Source organism: Ulvibacter sp. MAR_2010_11 (genome assembly GCF_002813135.1).
Lineage (GTDB): Bacteria > Bacteroidota > Bacteroidia > Flavobacteriales > Flavobacteriaceae > Altibacter.
This window is the reverse complement of record NZ_PHTY01000001.1, coordinates 1-17,703: the sequence shown is the minus strand read 5'-3', so window position 1 is coordinate 17,703 and position 17,703 is coordinate 1. Positions and strand designations below refer to the sequence as shown.

Here is a 17,703-nt window from a genome sequence, read left to right as displayed (position 1 = left end):
TTTGAAAAGACCGCCCTCACGAGGCGGTTTTTTTTGTTTATAAACTGTCCACGGAAGCACCGTACATTTTAAGAATGAATTTTATATTTGTTGTATGAATGCCGAACAAAAAATACAAATACTTCGCGAAGAACTTAGAGATCACAATTACAACTATTATGTGTTGGATAATCCTACGATATCCGACTTCGATTTTGATCTAAAGCTGAAGGAATTACAGCAGTTAGAAGCGGCTCACCCCGAGTTGTACGACCCTAATTCACCAACCCTTCGGGTAGGAGGGGAAGTAACCAAAAACTTTGAAACAGTAGCACATACCTACCGCATGTACTCGTTGGATAATTCCTATTCGAAAGAAGATATAGAAGACTGGGAAAAGCGCATCAAAAAACAAGTAGATGGCTTGGTGGAATATACTTGCGAACTAAAATACGACGGTGCTTCCATGAGCCTCACCTACGAAAACGGAAGATTGCTGCGTGCAGTAACACGTGGCGACGGATTTAAAGGCGACAATGTAACCACCAATGTGAAAACAATTAAGTCGGTGCCTCTGCAATTAAAAGGCGATTACCCGCCTTTGTTCGAAATTAGAGGTGAAATTGTATTACCCTTTGCAGGCTTCGAAAAGATGAACGCCGAACGCATTGACATAGGCGAAGAACCCTATCGCAATCCCAGAAATACTGCTTCAGGAAGTTTAAAATTACAAGACAGCAGTGAAGTGGCAAAGCGTCCCTTGGAGTGTTTATTGTATAGTTTGAAGGGAGAGCGGCTGCCTATTGCAACGCAGTTTGAAAGTCTGGAAAAAGCCCGACAATGGGGATTTAAAGTCCCTGAAGCTGCAAAACTGGCCAAAAATATTGAAGAAGTGTTTGCATTCATTGCGTATTGGGATGTACATCGTCATGATTTACCTTACGAAACCGACGGAGTGGTGATAAAAGTGAACAATCTTCAGCAACAGGAAGAGTTGGGGTATACCGCCAAATCTCCCCGCTGGGCCATGGCATATAAATTCAAAGCCGAACAGGTTTCTACTATTTTAAATGAAATTACCTATCAGGTGGGACGCACCGGCGCGATTACTCCTGTGGCCAATTTGCAGCCGGTAGAACTCGCCGGAACAATTGTGAAACGTGCTTCTTTGCACAATGCCGATCAAATTGCGAAGTTGGATATTCGTGAAGGTGATACCGTTTTTGTAGAAAAAGGAGGAGAAATAATTCCGAAAATCATTGCGGTCGATATGAAATATCGCAACCCCAATTCGGAACCCACAAATTATATAACGCATTGTCCCGAATGTAGTACTCCTTTAGTTCGCGCCGAAGGAGAAGCCCAGCATTATTGTCCCAATGATATGGGTTGTCCCCCACAAATTATTGGTCGGATACAACACTACATTTCCCGAAAAGCCATGGATATTGAAGGGCTGGGAGGTGAAACCGTGGCGCTTTTGGTGAAAAATGGTTTGATAACAAATTATGCCGATTTGTACGATGTTACTGCCGAATTAGTAATTCCGTTGGAACGCATGGCTCAAAAAAGTGCCGAAAATCTGGTGCTGGGGATTGAAGCCTCCAAGCAAATTCCTTTTGAGAGAGTTTTGTTTGCGTTGGGAATTCGATATGTTGGCGAGACAGTGGCTAAAAAATTAGCCAAACATTTTAAAACCATCGATGCCGTGGCAAATGCTTCGGTGGAAGAATTGGTTTCGGTAGATGAAATTGGGGAGAGAATTGCACAAAGTGTGGTTGCTTTCTTTTCAGAAGAAAAAAACAGATTAATCATTGAACGACTTAAGCAATACGGGGTTCAGCTGGAGATTTCAGCCGAAAAACTTGCCAATCAGACTAACAAATTGGAGGGTAATATCTTTGTGGTTTCCGGGGTATTTGCCAAGGTTTCCCGTACTGAACTGAAAAAATTAATTGAGGACAACGGCGGCAAGGTTTCCGGGTCTATTTCGAGCAAAACTAATTATGTTGTGGCGGGCGAGAATATGGGTCCGAGTAAGAAAACCAAGGCGGACGATTTGGGAGTTGCAATTATTAGCGAGGATGATTTTTTACAAATGATTTCTTAAACTTCAATAAATAAATAAGCGAAAAACGTATTTTTGCACCCTAGGTCGCAGGGGACTCATGTTCAAAAAGTTAAAACAAAAATCACTTCAAAAGCAAACCGAAAAAAACATTCGGCAGCGGGACATTTCGCAAATAAATGAACCGCTTAAACGGCTGGGTTTTTTGGTAGATGAAAGTGAGTTTCAGGATTTTGAAGAGTTGTATGATTTTTCGGCAGCCCTTGGAATTCAACGAAAGGATGTAAAAGTCTTTTCATTTTTGGAGTATCGAAAAAAGTTACCCACTTTGCAGCAAAATCAGATTCACAACAAAGATTTTAGCTGGAATGGAGAAATTCACAACCTTAATGCGCAGGAATTTCTGGACGAACCTCTGGATGTTTTAATAGGATTCTACAAGGGTTCACATGAGTTTTTAGACCTGATGGTTTCGGCAAGTAAGGCTAAATTTAAAGTGGGAGTTGCCAAAGCCGACCCGCGATTGTACGATTTGATTATTGAAATTCAGCCACAGAAAGTTGTAGAGTTCAGAGAAGAATTAAAAAAGTATTTACAGATATTAAATAAAATTTAGATGAAGGAATTAATTGGAACCGGAGTAGCTTTGATCACGCCATTTACCGAAAATTTTGAAGTAGATGTGGACGGTTTAAAGCGTGTGGTGAATTTTAATATTAACAACGGAATTGATTATTTGGTTGTGTTGGGCACTACGGCCGAAAGCGTTACACTCACCAAGAAAGAAAAACAATTGGTGATAGATACCATTATTGAAGCCAGTGCCGGAAAGGTACCTTTGGTTCTCGGAATTGGTGGAAATAACACTCAAGAGGTTATCGACGAAATGCAAACCAGGGATCTTACAGCTTTCACAGCTATTTTGTCGGTTTCTCCCATGTACAATAAACCCACACAGGAAGGAATATATCAGCATTTTGCCGCCATCGCACAAATGGCTCCCAAACCCATTATTTTGTACAACGTTCCCGGTCGTACGGCATCTAACATGCTCCCGGAGACTGTGATTAGGCTGGCGCACGATTTTGATAGCATAGTGGCAATTAAAGAAGCAGCCGGCGATATGGTGCAAGCCATGCGACTTATTGCGGGATGTCCGAAGGACTTTCTGGTAATTTCTGGAGACGATATGATTACGCTACCCATGATTTTAGCGGGTGGGGCGGGAGTAATATCGGTGATTGGAGAAGGCTTTCCGAAGGAATTTTCAGAGATGGTGCATTTGGGGCTGAATAAAAAAGCCGACGATGCCTATAAAATTCACTATAAAATTGCCCCGGCGATCGACTATATTTTTGCCGAAGGAAACCCTGCCGGAATCAAGGCAGTTTTCAGTAAATTAGGAATTTGCGGAGATACGGTTAGACTTCCATTGGTAGGAGTTAGTACAACCTTAAGAGCTAAAATTGATGCTTTTGTCAATGCTTTTTAAGACTAAAAAAAGAAAACTTCCGTTAAACTTTTCAGAAAGTCAATAACTACCGATGGTTATTGCCATATTTTAGTGAGATAATAAGTTTTTATAATCACGTTTAATTCACTACTTTTGCACGATGTTTTTTAAATATATGAGAGCAACTCTTTTAATTTTATTGGTCGGATTATTTTTTAGCTCTTGCAGTCAGTACCAGAAGGTATTACGCGGTGAGGACACCGGGCTTAAATACAGCATGGCCGATTCTTTGTACAACAAGGGAAAATATAAAAAAGCGTTGCAGCTTATGGAACAAATTGTTCCGGCATATAGAGGCAAGCCTCAGGCTGAAAAGTTGATGTTTATGTATGCCAATACATTCTATAATTTAGAAGACTTTTATTTGGCGGGATATCAATTTGAACGATTTGAAACATCCTACCCTAAGAGTGATAGTGTCGAAGTAGCCTCCTATCGTTCTGCCAAGAGTTATTACCAATTATCACCGCGCTATTCTTTAGACCAGAAAGATACCGATAAGGCACTGGAAAAACTTCAGGAGTTTATAGACAAATACCCGAACTCTGAATACCGTTTGGGGATAAATGACTTGGTTTCTGAATTGCGATACAAAAAGGAAAAAAAGGAATTTGAAATTGCAAAGCAACATTTAAAAACTGCTGAAGCTTTAGGAAGCTGGAGACCGGCGATTGCTGCTTTCGACAATTTTATTTCAGACAATCCCGGATCCCCGTTTCGGAAAGAAGCGTTCTATTTGCGTTTTGTTGCGGCCTATGAGTTGGCGATAAACAGCGTGCCTCAGTTGGTTGATCAACGACTAGAAGAAGCAAAAGGGTATTACAACAGTTTTACAAAATATTATAAAGATTCCGATCTAAAAGCAGATGCCGATAAGATTTCTGAAGAAATCGAAAAAAGATTGAATTCAAACAAAGAAACTACAAGTTTAAATTAGGATTATGAGCGATATTAAAAATTCTGAAGCACCTATCAATACAACTACTATCGATAAAAATTTAGTAGATGCGCCTACCGGAAATATTTACGAGGCCATTTCGATTGTTTCAAAGAGAGCAATTCAAATTAACAATGATATCAAGAAAGAACTTCTTGAGAAGTTGGACGAATTTGCTACCTACAACGATAGTTTGGAAGAGATTTTTGAGAACAAGGAACAAATTGAAGTTTCCAAGTTCTACGAAAAGTTGCCAAAGCCACATGCCTTGGCTATCCAGGAATGGTTGGAGAACAAAATATACCATCGTAATACACAAGACGGCGAACTAGATAAATAATAAAAATGTCTGTTCTAAGCGGTAAAAATATACTACTGGGCGTTACTGCCGGTATTGCTGCTTATAAATCGGCTTTTTTAGTAAGGCTGCTGGTGAAAGCCGGAGCCAATGTGAAAGTAGTTATGACGCCTTCGTCCAAGGATTTTGTAACTCCCTTAACGCTTTCCACACTTTCTAAAAACGAAGTTTTTTCTTCTTTTACCAATGAAGAAGATGATAATGCCCAATGGAATAACCATGTTGAGTTAGCCCTTTGGGCACATTTATTTGTAATAGCCCCGGCAACTGCCAACACCTTATCTAAGATGGCGCACGGAACGAGCAACAATCTGCTTCTGGCTTGCTATCTTTCGGCCAAATGTCCTGTGTATTATGCGCCGGCAATGGATTTGGACATGTATCAGCACCCTTCAACGATCGAAACCTTCGAGAAATTGAATAGCTTCGGAAACATTCAAATTCCGGCTACACATGGCGAATTAGCCAGTGGTTTGGTAGGACAAGGCAGAATGGCCGAACCTGAAGATATTGTTTCATTTCTTGAAAAGGACATTCTGAAATCACTTCCGCTTCGCGGGAAAAAAATCGTAATAACAGCAGGTCCAACCTATGAAGCTATTGACCCGGTCCGATTTATTGGAAATCATTCCAGCGGGAAAATGGGGTATGCCCTTGCTGAAGCTTCGGCCGATGTAGGTGCTGAGGTGGTGCTTATTTCGGGACCTTCTTCCTTGCATCTTGAAAACAACTTGGTGAAGGTGTTGCACGTTACTTCAGCAAAAGAAATGTACGATGCAGCTCACGCTTATTTTGATAATTGTGACATTGCCATTCTTAGTGCCGCGGTAGCCGACTACCGACCGGTACAGGTGGCTGCACAAAAAATCAAGAAGAAAGATAGTACGTTAACGTTGTCCCTCGAAAAAACCGATGACATCCTCGCGTCGCTGGGAAACATCAAGAAAAAACAATTCCTGGTGGGTTTTGCTTTAGAAACCGAAAACGAATTGGAAAATGCAAAAACCAAACTCAAAAAAAAGAATTTAGATTTAATTGTATTAAATTCGCTAAATGATAAAGGTGCCGGTTTTAAAACCGATACCAACAAAGTAACTCTGGTAACAAAGGACAATAAAGTAATCCCTTTTTCAGTTAAACCAAAAACAGAAGTTGCCAAAGACATTTTACAACATATTATAAAACAATTGCATGCGTAGAGTTCTCATTATAGTTTCGATTTTAATTTCAACATTGTCTATAGAGGCACAAGAGCTAAATTGTACCATAGTAATTGATGCTCAGCAAACGGGTCAGCCCAACCAGCAGGTGTTCAATACCCTAGAACAACAACTTACCGAGTTTTTGAACAACACCAAATGGACGGATAAGGTCTATAAAAATCAGGAGCGAATCGATTGTAACATGTCTATTATTATTTCGGAATACAGTGGAGATACCTTTACAGCTACCCTCCAGGTACAGTCGTCACGCCCTGTTTTCGGGTCGACCTACGACAGTCCGATATACAATTACAACGACAAAAACTTCAATTTTAAGTATACCGAGTTTCAACCCCTTACTTTTAATATTAATACGTTCGACTCTAATTTAATCTCTGTTTTGGCGTATCATGTCTATACTATTATCGGACTCGATGCAGCTACCTATTCACAAAACGGAGGTGCGGAGTATTTTGAAATTGCAAAGCAAATTGTAAATACTGCTGCATCCAGTGGTTTTATTGGTTGGCGTCCTACCGATGGGGTGCAATCGCGTTACCGTTTTAATGATGCGGTGTTGTCTAATGTATATGCCGAATTCCATACAGTAATGTACGAATATCACCGTCTTGGGATGGATGTGATGGTTCAGAATCAACGGGACGCAAAGCTGAAATTAATAGATGCCTTGGCCAGAATGAAAAATGTAAACGACCGAAGACCTAATTCGTTTCTGGTGCGCACCTTTTTTGACGCCAAAAGTGATGAAATTCAGGCAGTTTTTAGCGGAGGACCTTCGGTTGATATCGTCACTTTAGTTGAAAATCTAAATAGAATGGCACCCACCAAACGTTCTAATTGGACCGAAATTAAGTTTTAAACAACCCTCCTTTTTTCTTGCAGGAATAATAAAACTCTTCTATTTTAGAAGTTGTCAAGCTATTGTGCTTTTTCTAACTTAATTTGCGGTTGTGATTACCACACTTTCCATAAAAAACTATGCCTTAATCGATGATATCCGTGTTGATTTCAACAAGGGACTTACTATCATTACAGGGGAAACAGGAGCCGGTAAATCTATTTTATTGGGAGCCTTGGCATTGGTGTTGGGAAAGAGAGCAGATTTGAGCAGTGTAAAGAATTCTTCAAAAAAATGTATTATCGAAGCCGAATTTGCCTTGGATGGATACAATCTACAATCGGTTTTTGATGAAAACGATCTGGATTACGAGTCGCATACAATTATCCGTCGGGAAATTTTGCCCAATGGAAAATCGAGAGCCTTCGTAAATGACACGCCGGTGATGTTGCAACAGTTGCAGGCATTGGGGCCGCATTTGGTCGATATTCACAGTCAGCATGAGACCCTGACCCTTTCGTCTGAAACATTTCAGTTGGAAGTGATAGATGCGTTGGCAAATACTTCGGAAGAGCTTCAAAAGTATTCCCAGAAATTAGAGCAATACAAAGCACTTTCAGAAGAACTTTCGGCGTTAAAAAATACCCAGGAAAACGCTACGAAGGAATTAGATTACAATACCTTTTTGTACAATGAACTGAAAGAAATAGAGCTCGAAAAAATAAATCAGCAGGAGTTGGAAGAAACCTATGAAACGCTTTCCAATACCGAAGAAATTCAGGAATCTCTTTCAAAAATAGTTCAATTACTTTCCGAAGAACAAATAGGGAGTCTCACTACGCTGAAGGAAGCGCGAATTGCCTTGGGGAAGTTGAGGCCTTTTTCTTCGGAATTTGAATCGCTATGGAATCGCTTAAACAGTGTTGTTATAGAGTTGGAAGACATTTTGGAGACAGCCGAAGATAGTGCAGCTACCATTGAAGCCGATCCCGAAAAATTAACGCTCATCAATGAAAAGTTGCAAGCCCTATACAAACTGCAGCATAAACACACTGTGGGCTCGGTGGACGAACTCAAAGTCATTGAAACAGATTTAGAACAAAAAATTGAGATGACATTACATCTGGAGGGGCGTATTAAAACCACGGCCGAAGCCCTTGCGGTTTGTAAGATGGCGACCTCTCAACTGGGACAAGCGATACATGTAAAACGCAAGGAGGCTATTCCTGTATTAAAGGAAAAGTTGGAATCGTTTTTAAGCGAGTTGGGTCTTCCTAATGCGCGATTTAAATTTGAGCTAACATCTGCCGAAAACTTTCGAAAAAACGGAACCGATTCGTTAGAACTTTTGTTTACCGCGAACAAAGGACTGCCTTTTGGTTTATTAAAAAAAGTTGCTTCGGGAGGGGAATTAAGTCGGATAATGCTTGCTGTTAAAGCCGTCTTGACGAAATACAAAAAACTCCCTACTATCATCTTCGATGAAATTGACACGGGAGTTTCGGGGGAGATTGCGCACAAGATGGCAACAATTTTAAGCGGGATGAGCCAATCCATGCAATTATTCAGCATTACACATTTACCGCAGATTGCGGCAAAGGGGGAACATCATATTAAGGTATATAAGGAAGACCAAGATGCGATAACGGTTACACGTTTAAAGACACTGGACGAGGAAGAGCGTATTCTGGAAATTGCGCAGATGATTGGAGGTATAAAAGTTACGGATTCGGCTTTGGCACACGCCAAAGAATTATTGAATTAAATGTATCTTTGTTTTTTATCGTTTACATATATTAAACAAGAATTCAACATAGTATAGACATAAAATTGGAACAACATGGCATATAACTTACTAAAAGGGAAAAGAGGAATTATTTTTGGGGCTTTGGATGAAAATTCGATTGCCTGGAAGACCGCAGAGCGTGTTCATGAAGAGGGTGGAAGCTTTGTGTTAACCAATGCTCCAATAGCTATGCGAATGGGACAAATTAATGCCTTAGCTGAAAAAACCGGGTCACAAATAATCCCTGCGGATGCTACAAGTATGGAAGATTTGGAAAATTTAGTGGAAAAGGCCACAGAGATTTTAGGAGGAAAATTAGATTTTGTGTTGCACTCTATTGGAATGTCTGTAAACGTGCGTAAAGGAAAACTCTATACCGACCAGAATTACGACTGGACACATAAAGGATGGGATGTATCTGCAGTTTCCTTTCACAAGACCATGAGTGTCTTATACAATAAGGACGCCATGAATGAATGGGGGAGCATTGTTGCTTTAACCTATATGGCAGCACAACGTGTTTTTCCTGACTATAATGATATGGCCGATAACAAGGCGTATTTAGAATCTATAGCGCGCAGTTTTGGGTATTTCTTTGGAAGAGACAAAAAGGTGCGTGTAAATACCATTTCACAATCACCAACACCAACTACTGCCGGGCAGGGTGTAAAAGGTTTTGATGGTTTTATAGCCTATGCCGAAAAAATGTCGCCATTAGGAAATGCAACGGCCTTGGATTGTGCAAATTATACGGTTTCATTATTTAGTGATTTAACCAAACGGGTTACGTTGCAAAATCTTTATAATGACGGCGGATTTTCCAATATGGGAGTAAGCAATGAGGTTATGAAGACGTTTATGGATGGCCAATAATAGCTAGCTGTAATTCCCTGAATGCTTTAGAAGGCGCTCGGATTAAGGTTTTTACTGTTTTTGCGGGTGAATTCCGACTTCGTCGAAAAAAAACTGTAGCTTGTCGAAATTTGTATGAATGGTAATGTTTTTTTTCCTATTTTTAATAGAATATTAACTAATCTATTAATTATGAGAAAAATTACTTTCCTATGGTGCTTATTGATTTGTCTCACGACAACTTTAAGTGCGCAAGAATTACGTCCATCGTCCACGATGGATGATTTGTTAAAAAAGTATTCCCAAGTCGGGAATCAAACTGGAAGTATTTCCGATTTTTTTACAGCCTCTGAGCAGCAAAAGCTCAAGGAACACTTTTCAAAAAGAAAGGTTATTCCTAATAGTAGTCCGGTAATTTATGCTCCTACAGGAGGAGATTCTTTCTTAGGATCTCGAAGAACGGGCACACCAATTTTTAATTTACCAGCCGGATCGGCTACACTTGGTGACGGGCTGCAAGAAGCAGCTGCTGTTGTGATTACACATAGTGTTACGCAAACTATTAATCCGGGTGATGGAATTACTTGTAATACAGGAGGTATTGCAAATAATAATAGCTTTTTCAGAGATTTTGATCTATCGACCTTTGGAATTAGCGGAGATTTTGAAGTAACTAGTGCAGAATTTGGGATTGAAACAATTTCTTCAAATTTCCCTGTTACTGTAAATATCTATTCAATAGTTGGAGCTTGGCCAGGAGGTGCATTGACACTTGAGGGAACAACCGTTTATAATGCAGTTCCCGGTGATGCCGGTACTGTTGTTTCAGTTCCTATTAGTGCAACTATTCCTGCCGGTTTACATATGATTTACGAACTAGCAATTGTAGGTAATGGCTCTACTTCATTTTTCCTTGGATGTAATTTAGATGGACAAACAGGTCCTTCTTGGATTACGGCTCCGGATTGTGGTGCCAATACCCCAACCGATTTATTCGCTGCTTTTGGATTGAATAATTCATTTGTTATGAATATAGTAGGAGACGAAGCCGGTGGCGGCGGTGGTGGCACAGGATTGGCTTATGGAGCACTTACGTTCCCGGCCCCTGAGATGTTCATTAATTTTGATCCTACCACTCCTGATGTTTTAAACAATGTTGGTCCGGCTGGTACAGTAGGTCCAAACTTCGAAGGATCAGGTGCGATTGATCCTAATAATCCAAATACCGCTATCGTAGTAAATAATGTTGGAGGTATCTTTTCCGTAGATATTACTACCGGAGTTTATACTTCTCTTGGAAATGTTGGATTACCAGGAGGATTAAATGGTCTTGAATTCAATCCAGTTGATGGAGTGCTATATGGAGTTGATGGAACTACCTTATATACGGTAGACCCGGGCGTTCCTTCTGCTACGGCCGTAGGCCCATTAGGAAGTGCAGGACTTGCAATTGCATTGGCTATTAATGGTGCAGGAGAGGCTTATACTTACGATATTGTTGATGATAATTCATATTCAATAAACCTGGCAACAGGAGCTGCCACATTATTAGGACCTACCGGCTTTGACGGTAACTTCGGTCAAGGAATGACTTGGGACCCTAACACCGATACAATTTATCTGGCAGCATTTAATAATGGAGCATTTTTAGGAGAATGGAGATCATTTAATACAGGAACCGGTGCAACCACACTTCTAGGTGTTTTAGGAGGCACTACTCCGGGAGGAACCAATCAAGTTGCTTGGGCAAGTATTTCTGGTGCAGGTCCGGTAGCGGATAACGATGATTGTGCTAATGCTACTGAAGTTTCATGTGGTAACACCTATTTAGGTGATACTTCCGATAATACAGATCAAGGTGGATTTGATACCTCTCCCGATGAGTGGTTCGAGTTTACCGGTTCTGGTTCTTTTGAGTATGTTACCTTATCACTTTGTGATGGCGGTACCGGATTCGATTCACGATTAACTGTGTTTGATGCCTGTGGCGGAGCTCAGGTAGCTACTAACGATGATTTCTGTGGCTTACAGTCTGAATTGACATTTACCTCTAACGGTACTTCTACCTATTATATAGCTGTTGAAGGATTTGGAGGAGCAACCGGAGCCTTTAGTATGGCAGTATCGTGTGTTCCTGCACCACCACCACCATCAAACGATTTATGTGCTAATGCAATTGCCGTTAGTTGTGGTGATTTTATTTCAGGTACTACTATTGATGCGACCATCGATTCAGCTGTAGCACCATTGTGTGATACAGGAGTAACTTCTCCTGGTGTTTGGTATGTACTTACAGACAACACAGGTTTAGTAACCGATATTACCATTACAATGTGTACGGGTACAACGGACTATGATGCTAAACTATCTGTGTATACAGGAGACTGTGGTGCACCACCGTTAACTTGTGTTGTAGGAAATGATGATACTTGTGGATTACAGTCTGAAGTTTCTTTCCAAAGTGATGGAAATACGACCTTCCTTATATTAGTACATGGATTTGGTGGCGCAACCGGAAACTTTGAATTAGATATTCAGTGTACTCCAATACCACCACCGAATGATGAAATTGCTAATTCTATTGATGTTGATGAGATAGGATGTCCTTATACAGACCCAGCTGTGGCTATGCCTGCTGCTACTAGTGAAGCCGGTGGTACACCAGCTGGCTGTGATAATGCAGGTGCAAGAGGGGTATGGTATAACTTTACACCGACAACTGATGGAACTGCGTCAGCATCTATTCAGAACCAACCGACTCCTCAAGTGAATTTAATTGTAAATAACGGGCCTTTAGCAGGTTATTACGCAGCAGTCCCGGCGAGTTTTGGAGGAACATTAACAACATTCCCATTAACTCAGGATACAGCTGTGGTAATTGATGATAATTCCGGCGGAGGAACAGATGAGAATGACGCTTGTGATCCAGTTACTAATGGAGGAGCCTTAGCAGGAAAGATTGCTATTGTTCGACGAGGAAGTTGTGAATTTGGTGCTAAAGCTTTAGCAGCTGAAATGGCAGGTGCAATTGCCGTAATTGTGGTGAACAATAATCCAGATCCCCCAATTGTTATGGGAGGTGGTGCCGTTGGAGACCAAGTTACTATTCCTGCCGTAATGGTTGCTGATGTTTTTGGTGAAGCACTTATTGCTGAAGTATTAGGCGGCGGTACTGTGAATGCTACTTTGGTGATGTTGTTTCAACAATTTAGCTCTATTACATTCTATACCGCACCAGACGAAAATGCAGTTGAGACTGATCTTGTTTTGGTAGACTATTGGGATAATCAATGTGCTCCTGGAACTTCAGCTTCTATACCAACTGTAGCTGGTCAAACATATTATGTTTATGCTGTAAATCATGGAGGAATTGCGGATATTTTTATTGAATGTGATGTCCTTGACGTAGAAGATAATGTTATTGCTGGATTTAGTTTCTATCCAAACCCGGCAGATGATGTTCTTAATCTAACTGCGGTAAACATAATTGAAAGTGCAACTATATATAATATGTTAGGTCAAAAAGTAGTAGACCAAAATATAGAAGCCACCACTTCTCAGTTGAATATTTCAAATCTTGCCACCGGATCTTATGTAATGAAAGTTACAGTGAACGGCCACGTTGGAACTTACAAACTTCTGAAGAAGTAATATTTTTCAAATTGATTAAAAACCTCCCGATTTGCAAAAGCAAATCGGGAGGTTTTGTTTTTATGAAGATTGGAAAGACAGATACAATTATTATTTCTGCATGAGCCCGTTGAATAAAATATTAATGTCTATATTTATGAGATAAAACTAATTATTCAATAAATTAAATTCAAATTATGAAAAAATTTACTTTTCTATGGGGTTTATTGCTTTGCCTATCGGCAACTTTAAGTGCCCAAGATTTACGTCCATCGTCATCAACGATGGATGATTTGTTACATAGGTATTCTCAGGTTGGGAATCAAGCGGGAAGTGTCTCCGATTTTTTTACTGCCTCCGAGCAGCAATTACTTAGAAATCATCTCAACAATCGGGTTCTTCCAGTTCCCTCTCCGCAGATAGCGGCTTTGTTGGATAGATTGGATGAAGTGGGTATATCTGCGGGTATGGAAGCTGCGGGATTATTTACCGACTATGAAAGAGGCCTGTTAAACAGGTATTATGCACAGGCATATGATGCTAATAACCAACGCTCGGCTCCCGGAGATGTTTATGCGCTTAATTTAAGAGTGTCATGCGGGAATGATTTTGGTATTTTCCCATTAGCAGGGCCCTACAATATTGCGCCTATAACAACTATCACAACTTCGATATTCGCAGGTGATTTAGACGGAAGTGGGACACTTTATGCGCTCGATAACACTGCGCTTACCTTACTTACCATTGACAAAACTACCGGTGCTGAAACGACCGTTGGTCCGTTAACCAATATCGTACCAGGAGATGGAACCAGAGGTCTTGCTTGGAATGAGGCAGATGGTACTATGTATATGATGGGAGGACAAGGAGAAAATGCCAGTATATATTCAGTTAATTTGGCTACAGGAGAATTAACACTTGTTAGTACTGCAAACGTTACTGGATGGTTGCCAATTTGGCTTGCTATAGACAATAACGGTAATGCTTTTATGGCGGATATTGCGCTGGATAATTTGTATTCAGTCAATTTAGCCACCGGAGCTGCAACTCTTGTAGGTCCTTTAGGGGTTAACATCAATTTTGCACAAGATGCAGATTTTGACCCGGATACAAACACACTTTATATGGCTGCCTATTTAGGAGGTGGTGTAAATCAATTTTGTTCAGTGAACACAGCAACAGGCGCCGCCACTTCATTAGGGTCTGTAAATGCAGATTGTGCCGAAGTTGGTATTGTTGCGATAGAAGGAACCACTATAGTTCCACCTGGATCAGGCCTAGCTTATGGAGCACTTACGTTCCCGGCCCCTGAGATGTTCATTAATTTTGATCCTACCACTCCTGATGTTTTAAACAATGTTGGCCCGGCTGGTACAGTAGGTCCAAACTTCGAAGGTTCAGGTGCGATTGATCCTGCTAACCCAACAACAGCTACTGTAGTAAATAATGTTGGAGGTATCTTTTCCTTAGATATTACTACCGGAACATATACTTCTCTCGGAAATGTTGGATTGCCAGGAGGATTAAATGGTCTTGAATACAATCCAGTTGATGGAGTGCTATATGGAGTTGATGGAACTACCTTATATACGGTAGACCCATCTGTTCCTTCTGCTACGGCTGTAGGCCCATTAGGAAGTGCAGGTCTTGCAATTGCATTAGCTATTAATGGTGCAGGTGAGGCTTATACTTACGATATTGTTGATGATAATTCATATTCAATAAACCTGGCAACAGGAGCTGCTACATTATTAGGACCTACCGGCTTTGACGGTAACTTCGGTCAAGGAATGACTTGGGACCCTAATACCGATACAATTTATCTGGCAGCATTTAATAATGGAGCATTTTTAGGAGAATGGAGATCATTTAATACAGCAACCGGTGCAACCACACTTCTAGGTGTTTTAGGAGGTACTACTCCGGGAGGAACCAATCAAGTTGCTTGGGCAAGTATTCCTGGCAGTGGACCAGCAGCGGATAACGATGATTGTGCTAATGCTACTGAAGTTTCATGTGGTAACACCTATTTAGGTGATACTTCCGATAATACAGATCAAGGTGGATTTGATACCTCTCCCGATGAGTGGTTCGAGTTTACCGGTACAGGATCTTTTGAGTTTGTGACCATATCACTTTGTGATGGCGGTACCGGATTCGATTCACGATTAACTGTGTTTGATGCCTGTGGCGGAGCTCAGGTAGCTACTAACGATGATTTCTGTGGCTTACAGTCTGAATTGACATTTACCTCTAACGGTACTTCTACCTATTATATAGCTGTTGAAGGATTTGGAGGAGCAACCGGAGCCTTTAGTATGGCAGTATCGTGTGTTCCTGCACCACCACCACCATCAAACGATTTATGTGCTAATGCAATTGCCGTTAGTTGTGGTGATTTTATTTCAGGTACTACTATTGATGCGACCATCGATTCAGCTGTAGCACCATTGTGTGATACAGGAGTAACTTCTCCTGGTGTTTGGTATGTACTTACAGACAACACAGGTTTAGTAACCGATATTACCATTACAATGTGTACGGGTACAACGGACTATGATGCTAAACTATCTGTGTATACAGGAGACTGTGGTGCACCACCGTTAACTTGTGTTGTAGGAAATGATGATACTTGTGGATTACAGTCTGAAGTTTCTTTCCAAAGTGATGGAAATACGACCTTCCTTATATTAGTACATGGATTTGGTGGCGCAACCGGAAACTTTGAATTAGATATTCAGTGTACTCCAATACCACCACCGAATGATGAAATTGCTAATTCTATTGATGTTGATGAGATAGGATGTCCTTATACAGACCCAGCTGTGGCTATGCCTGCTGCTACTAGTGAAGCCGGTGGTACACCAGCTGGCTGTGATAATGCAGGTGCAAGAGGGGTATGGTATAACTTTACACCGACAACTGATGGAACTGCGTCAGCATCTATTCAGAATCAACCGACTCCTCAAGTGAATTTAATTGTAAATAACGGGCCTTTAGCAGGTTATTACGCAGCAGTCCCGGCGAGTTTTGGAGGAACATTAACAACATTCCCATTAACTCAGGATACAGCTGTGGTAATTGATGATAATTCCGGCGGAGGAACAGATGAGAATGACGCTTGTGATCCAGTTACTAACGGAGGAGCCTTAGCAGGAAAGATTGCTATTGTTCGACGAGGAAGTTGTGAATTTGGCGCTAAAGCTTTAGCAGCTGAAATGGCAGGTGCAATTGCCGTAATTGTGGTGAACAATAATCCAGATCCCCCAATTGTTATGGGAGGTGGTGCCGTTGGAGACCAGGTTACTATTCCAGCCGTAATGGTTGCTGATGTTTTTTGGAGAAGCACTTATTGCTGAAGTATTAGGCGGCGGTACTGTGGAATGCTACTTTGGTGATGTTATTTCAACAATTTAGCTCTATTACATTCTATACCGCACCAGACGAAAAATGCAGTTGAGACTGATCTTTTTTTGGTAGACTATTGGATAATCAATGTGCTCCTGGAAACTTCAGCTTCTATTACCAACTGTAGCTGGTCAAACATATTATGTTTTTGCTGTAAATCATGGAGGAATTGCGGATATTTTATTGAATGTGATGTCCTTGACGTAGAAGATAATGTTATTGCTGGATTTAGTTTCTATCCAAACCCGGCAGATGATGTTCTTAATCTAACTGCGGTAAACATAATTGAAAGTGTGTCTATATATATATGTTAGGTCAAAAAGTAGTAGACCAAAATATAGAAGCACCACTTCTCAGTTGAATATTTCAAATCTTGCCACGGATCTTATGTAATGAACGTTACAGTGAACGGCCAAGTTTGGAACTTACAAACTTCTGAAGAAGTAATATTTTCAAATTAATTTTAGAGCATCCGTCTTAGGCGGATGGCTTTTTTTTGGAGTAACTTTGCCTGATGAATCTCCATTTTTCATTTATCATACCGGTCTATAACCGTCCCGAAGAAATAAAGAACTTCTGGAAAGTTTTTCGCTGCTTGATTTTAAAGGGCAGTTTGAAAATGTTATAGTGAAGATGGTTCAACAATTACTTCAGAAAAAATAGTAAACTCGTTTAAAGACTTACTCAGTATTTCATACTATACGAAAACAAATTCCGGGCCGGGTGCATCAAGAAATTTTGGAATGCAAAGAGCAAAAGGGAATTATTTTATTATACTGGATTCAGATTGTTTATTACCCTCTCATTATCTTACTACCGTTCAGAATTTTCTTTCTGAAAACTATTTTGATTGCTATGGTGGCGCCGATGCTGCTCATAACAGCTTTAGCAATCTTCAGAAGGCTATCAACTATGTAATGACCTCATTTCTTACCACAGGAGGAATACGAGGTAATAAAAAATAGTATTAATAGATTCGAACCCAGAAGCTTTAATATGGGAATCTCTAAAGAGGCTTTTGTTACAACCGGAGGGTTGCCAAAATTCATCCGGGGAAGATCCAGACTTGTCTCAGCGAATTCTAAAAGCTGGTTTTACCGCTACTTTTTTG

At 40.6% G+C, this 17,703-nt stretch carries 11 protein-coding genes and 1 pseudogene; all 12 read left to right on the top strand.

The window, feature by feature from the left end; genetic code table 11:
* The first annotated feature begins 94 nt into the window (after positions 1-94).
* Positions 95-2,089 (top strand): NAD-dependent DNA ligase LigA, encoded by a 1,995-nt coding sequence (gene ligA / locus ATE92_RS00065; protein WP_100801761.1) that lies wholly within the window; start codon positions 95-97, stop codon positions 2,087-2,089.
* A gap of 58 nt (positions 2,090-2,147) precedes the next feature.
* Complete coding sequence (locus tag ATE92_RS00060; RefSeq protein WP_100801760.1) at positions 2,148-2,663, top strand: hypothetical protein; 516 nt, start codon at positions 2,148-2,150, stop codon at positions 2,661-2,663.
* On the top strand, positions 2,664-3,539 hold the full coding sequence (dapA, locus tag ATE92_RS00055) for a 4-hydroxy-tetrahydrodipicolinate synthase (RefSeq protein WP_100801759.1): 876 nt from the start codon (positions 2,664-2,666) through the stop codon (positions 3,537-3,539).
* A 136-nt stretch (positions 3,540-3,675) separates the two neighbouring features.
* On the top strand, positions 3,676-4,497 hold the full coding sequence (locus ATE92_RS00050; protein WP_100804290.1) for an outer membrane protein assembly factor BamD: 822 nt from the start codon (positions 3,676-3,678) through the stop codon (positions 4,495-4,497).
* Positions 4,498-4,501: 4 nt separating this feature from the next.
* Positions 4,502-4,837 carry a DNA-directed RNA polymerase subunit omega gene (locus tag ATE92_RS00045; RefSeq protein WP_100801758.1) on the top strand — a complete coding sequence of 112 codons (336 nt, stop codon included), beginning with the start codon at positions 4,502-4,504 and terminating at the stop codon, positions 4,835-4,837.
* Positions 4,838-4,842: 5 nt separating this feature from the next.
* Complete coding sequence (gene coaBC, locus ATE92_RS00040) at positions 4,843-6,054, top strand: bifunctional phosphopantothenoylcysteine decarboxylase/phosphopantothenate--cysteine ligase CoaBC (protein ID WP_100801757.1); 1,212 nt, start codon at positions 4,843-4,845, stop codon at positions 6,052-6,054.
* Positions 6,047-6,937, top strand: coding sequence for a DUF4835 family protein (locus ATE92_RS00035; RefSeq protein ID WP_100801756.1), 891 nt, complete (start codon positions 6,047-6,049; stop codon positions 6,935-6,937). Before coaBC ends, ATE92_RS00035 begins: the two co-directional genes overlap by 8 nt.
* 91 nt (positions 6,938-7,028) lie before the next feature.
* Positions 7,029-8,681: a DNA repair protein RecN gene (recN, locus tag ATE92_RS00030; protein ID WP_100801755.1), complete on the top strand. Its 1,653-nt coding sequence runs from the start codon at positions 7,029-7,031 to the stop codon at positions 8,679-8,681.
* A 75-nt stretch (positions 8,682-8,756) separates the two neighbouring features.
* Positions 8,757-9,575 (top strand): enoyl-ACP reductase, encoded by an 819-nt coding sequence (locus ATE92_RS00025; RefSeq protein ID WP_100801754.1) that lies wholly within the window; start codon positions 8,757-8,759, stop codon positions 9,573-9,575.
* A gap of 171 nt (positions 9,576-9,746) precedes the next feature.
* Positions 9,747-13,205, top strand: coding sequence for a PA domain-containing protein (locus ATE92_RS00020; RefSeq protein ID WP_157809507.1), 3,459 nt, complete (start codon positions 9,747-9,749; stop codon positions 13,203-13,205).
* A 176-nt stretch (positions 13,206-13,381) separates the two neighbouring features.
* Entirely contained in the window at positions 13,382-16,543 is a 3,162-nt protein-coding gene (locus tag ATE92_RS00015) for a PA domain-containing protein (protein WP_100801752.1), read from the top strand.
* A 563-nt stretch (positions 16,544-17,106) separates the two neighbouring features.
* A pseudogene (locus ATE92_RS00005) lies at positions 17,107-17,703 on the top strand (glycosyltransferase family 2 protein); the annotation flags it as partial.

Excerpts from the sequence above, each read along its gene's own strand:
- ATE92_RS00015 (WP_100801752.1), top strand. The coding sequence starts at position 13,382 with ATGAAAAAATTTACTTTTCTATGGGGTTTATTGCTTTGCCTATCGGCA.
- ATE92_RS00035 (WP_100801756.1), top strand. The coding sequence starts at position 6,047 with ATGCGTAGAGTTCTCATTATAGTTTCGATTTTAATTTCAACATTGTCT.
- ATE92_RS00020 (WP_157809507.1), top strand. The coding sequence starts at position 9,747 with ATGAGAAAAATTACTTTCCTATGGTGCTTATTGATTTGTCTCACGACA.
- ATE92_RS00045 (WP_100801758.1), top strand. The coding sequence starts at position 4,502 with ATGAGCGATATTAAAAATTCTGAAGCACCTATCAATACAACTACTATC.
- ligA (WP_100801761.1), top strand. The coding sequence starts at position 95 with ATGAATGCCGAACAAAAAATACAAATACTTCGCGAAGAACTTAGAGAT.
- ATE92_RS00025 (WP_100801754.1), top strand. The coding sequence starts at position 8,757 with ATGGCATATAACTTACTAAAAGGGAAAAGAGGAATTATTTTTGGGGCT.
- ATE92_RS00060 (WP_100801760.1), top strand. The coding sequence starts at position 2,148 with ATGTTCAAAAAGTTAAAACAAAAATCACTTCAAAAGCAAACCGAAAAA.
- ATE92_RS00050 (WP_100804290.1), top strand. The coding sequence starts at position 3,676 with ATGAGAGCAACTCTTTTAATTTTATTGGTCGGATTATTTTTTAGCTCT.
- dapA (WP_100801759.1), top strand. The coding sequence starts at position 2,664 with ATGAAGGAATTAATTGGAACCGGAGTAGCTTTGATCACGCCATTTACC.
- coaBC (WP_100801757.1), top strand. The coding sequence starts at position 4,843 with ATGTCTGTTCTAAGCGGTAAAAATATACTACTGGGCGTTACTGCCGGT.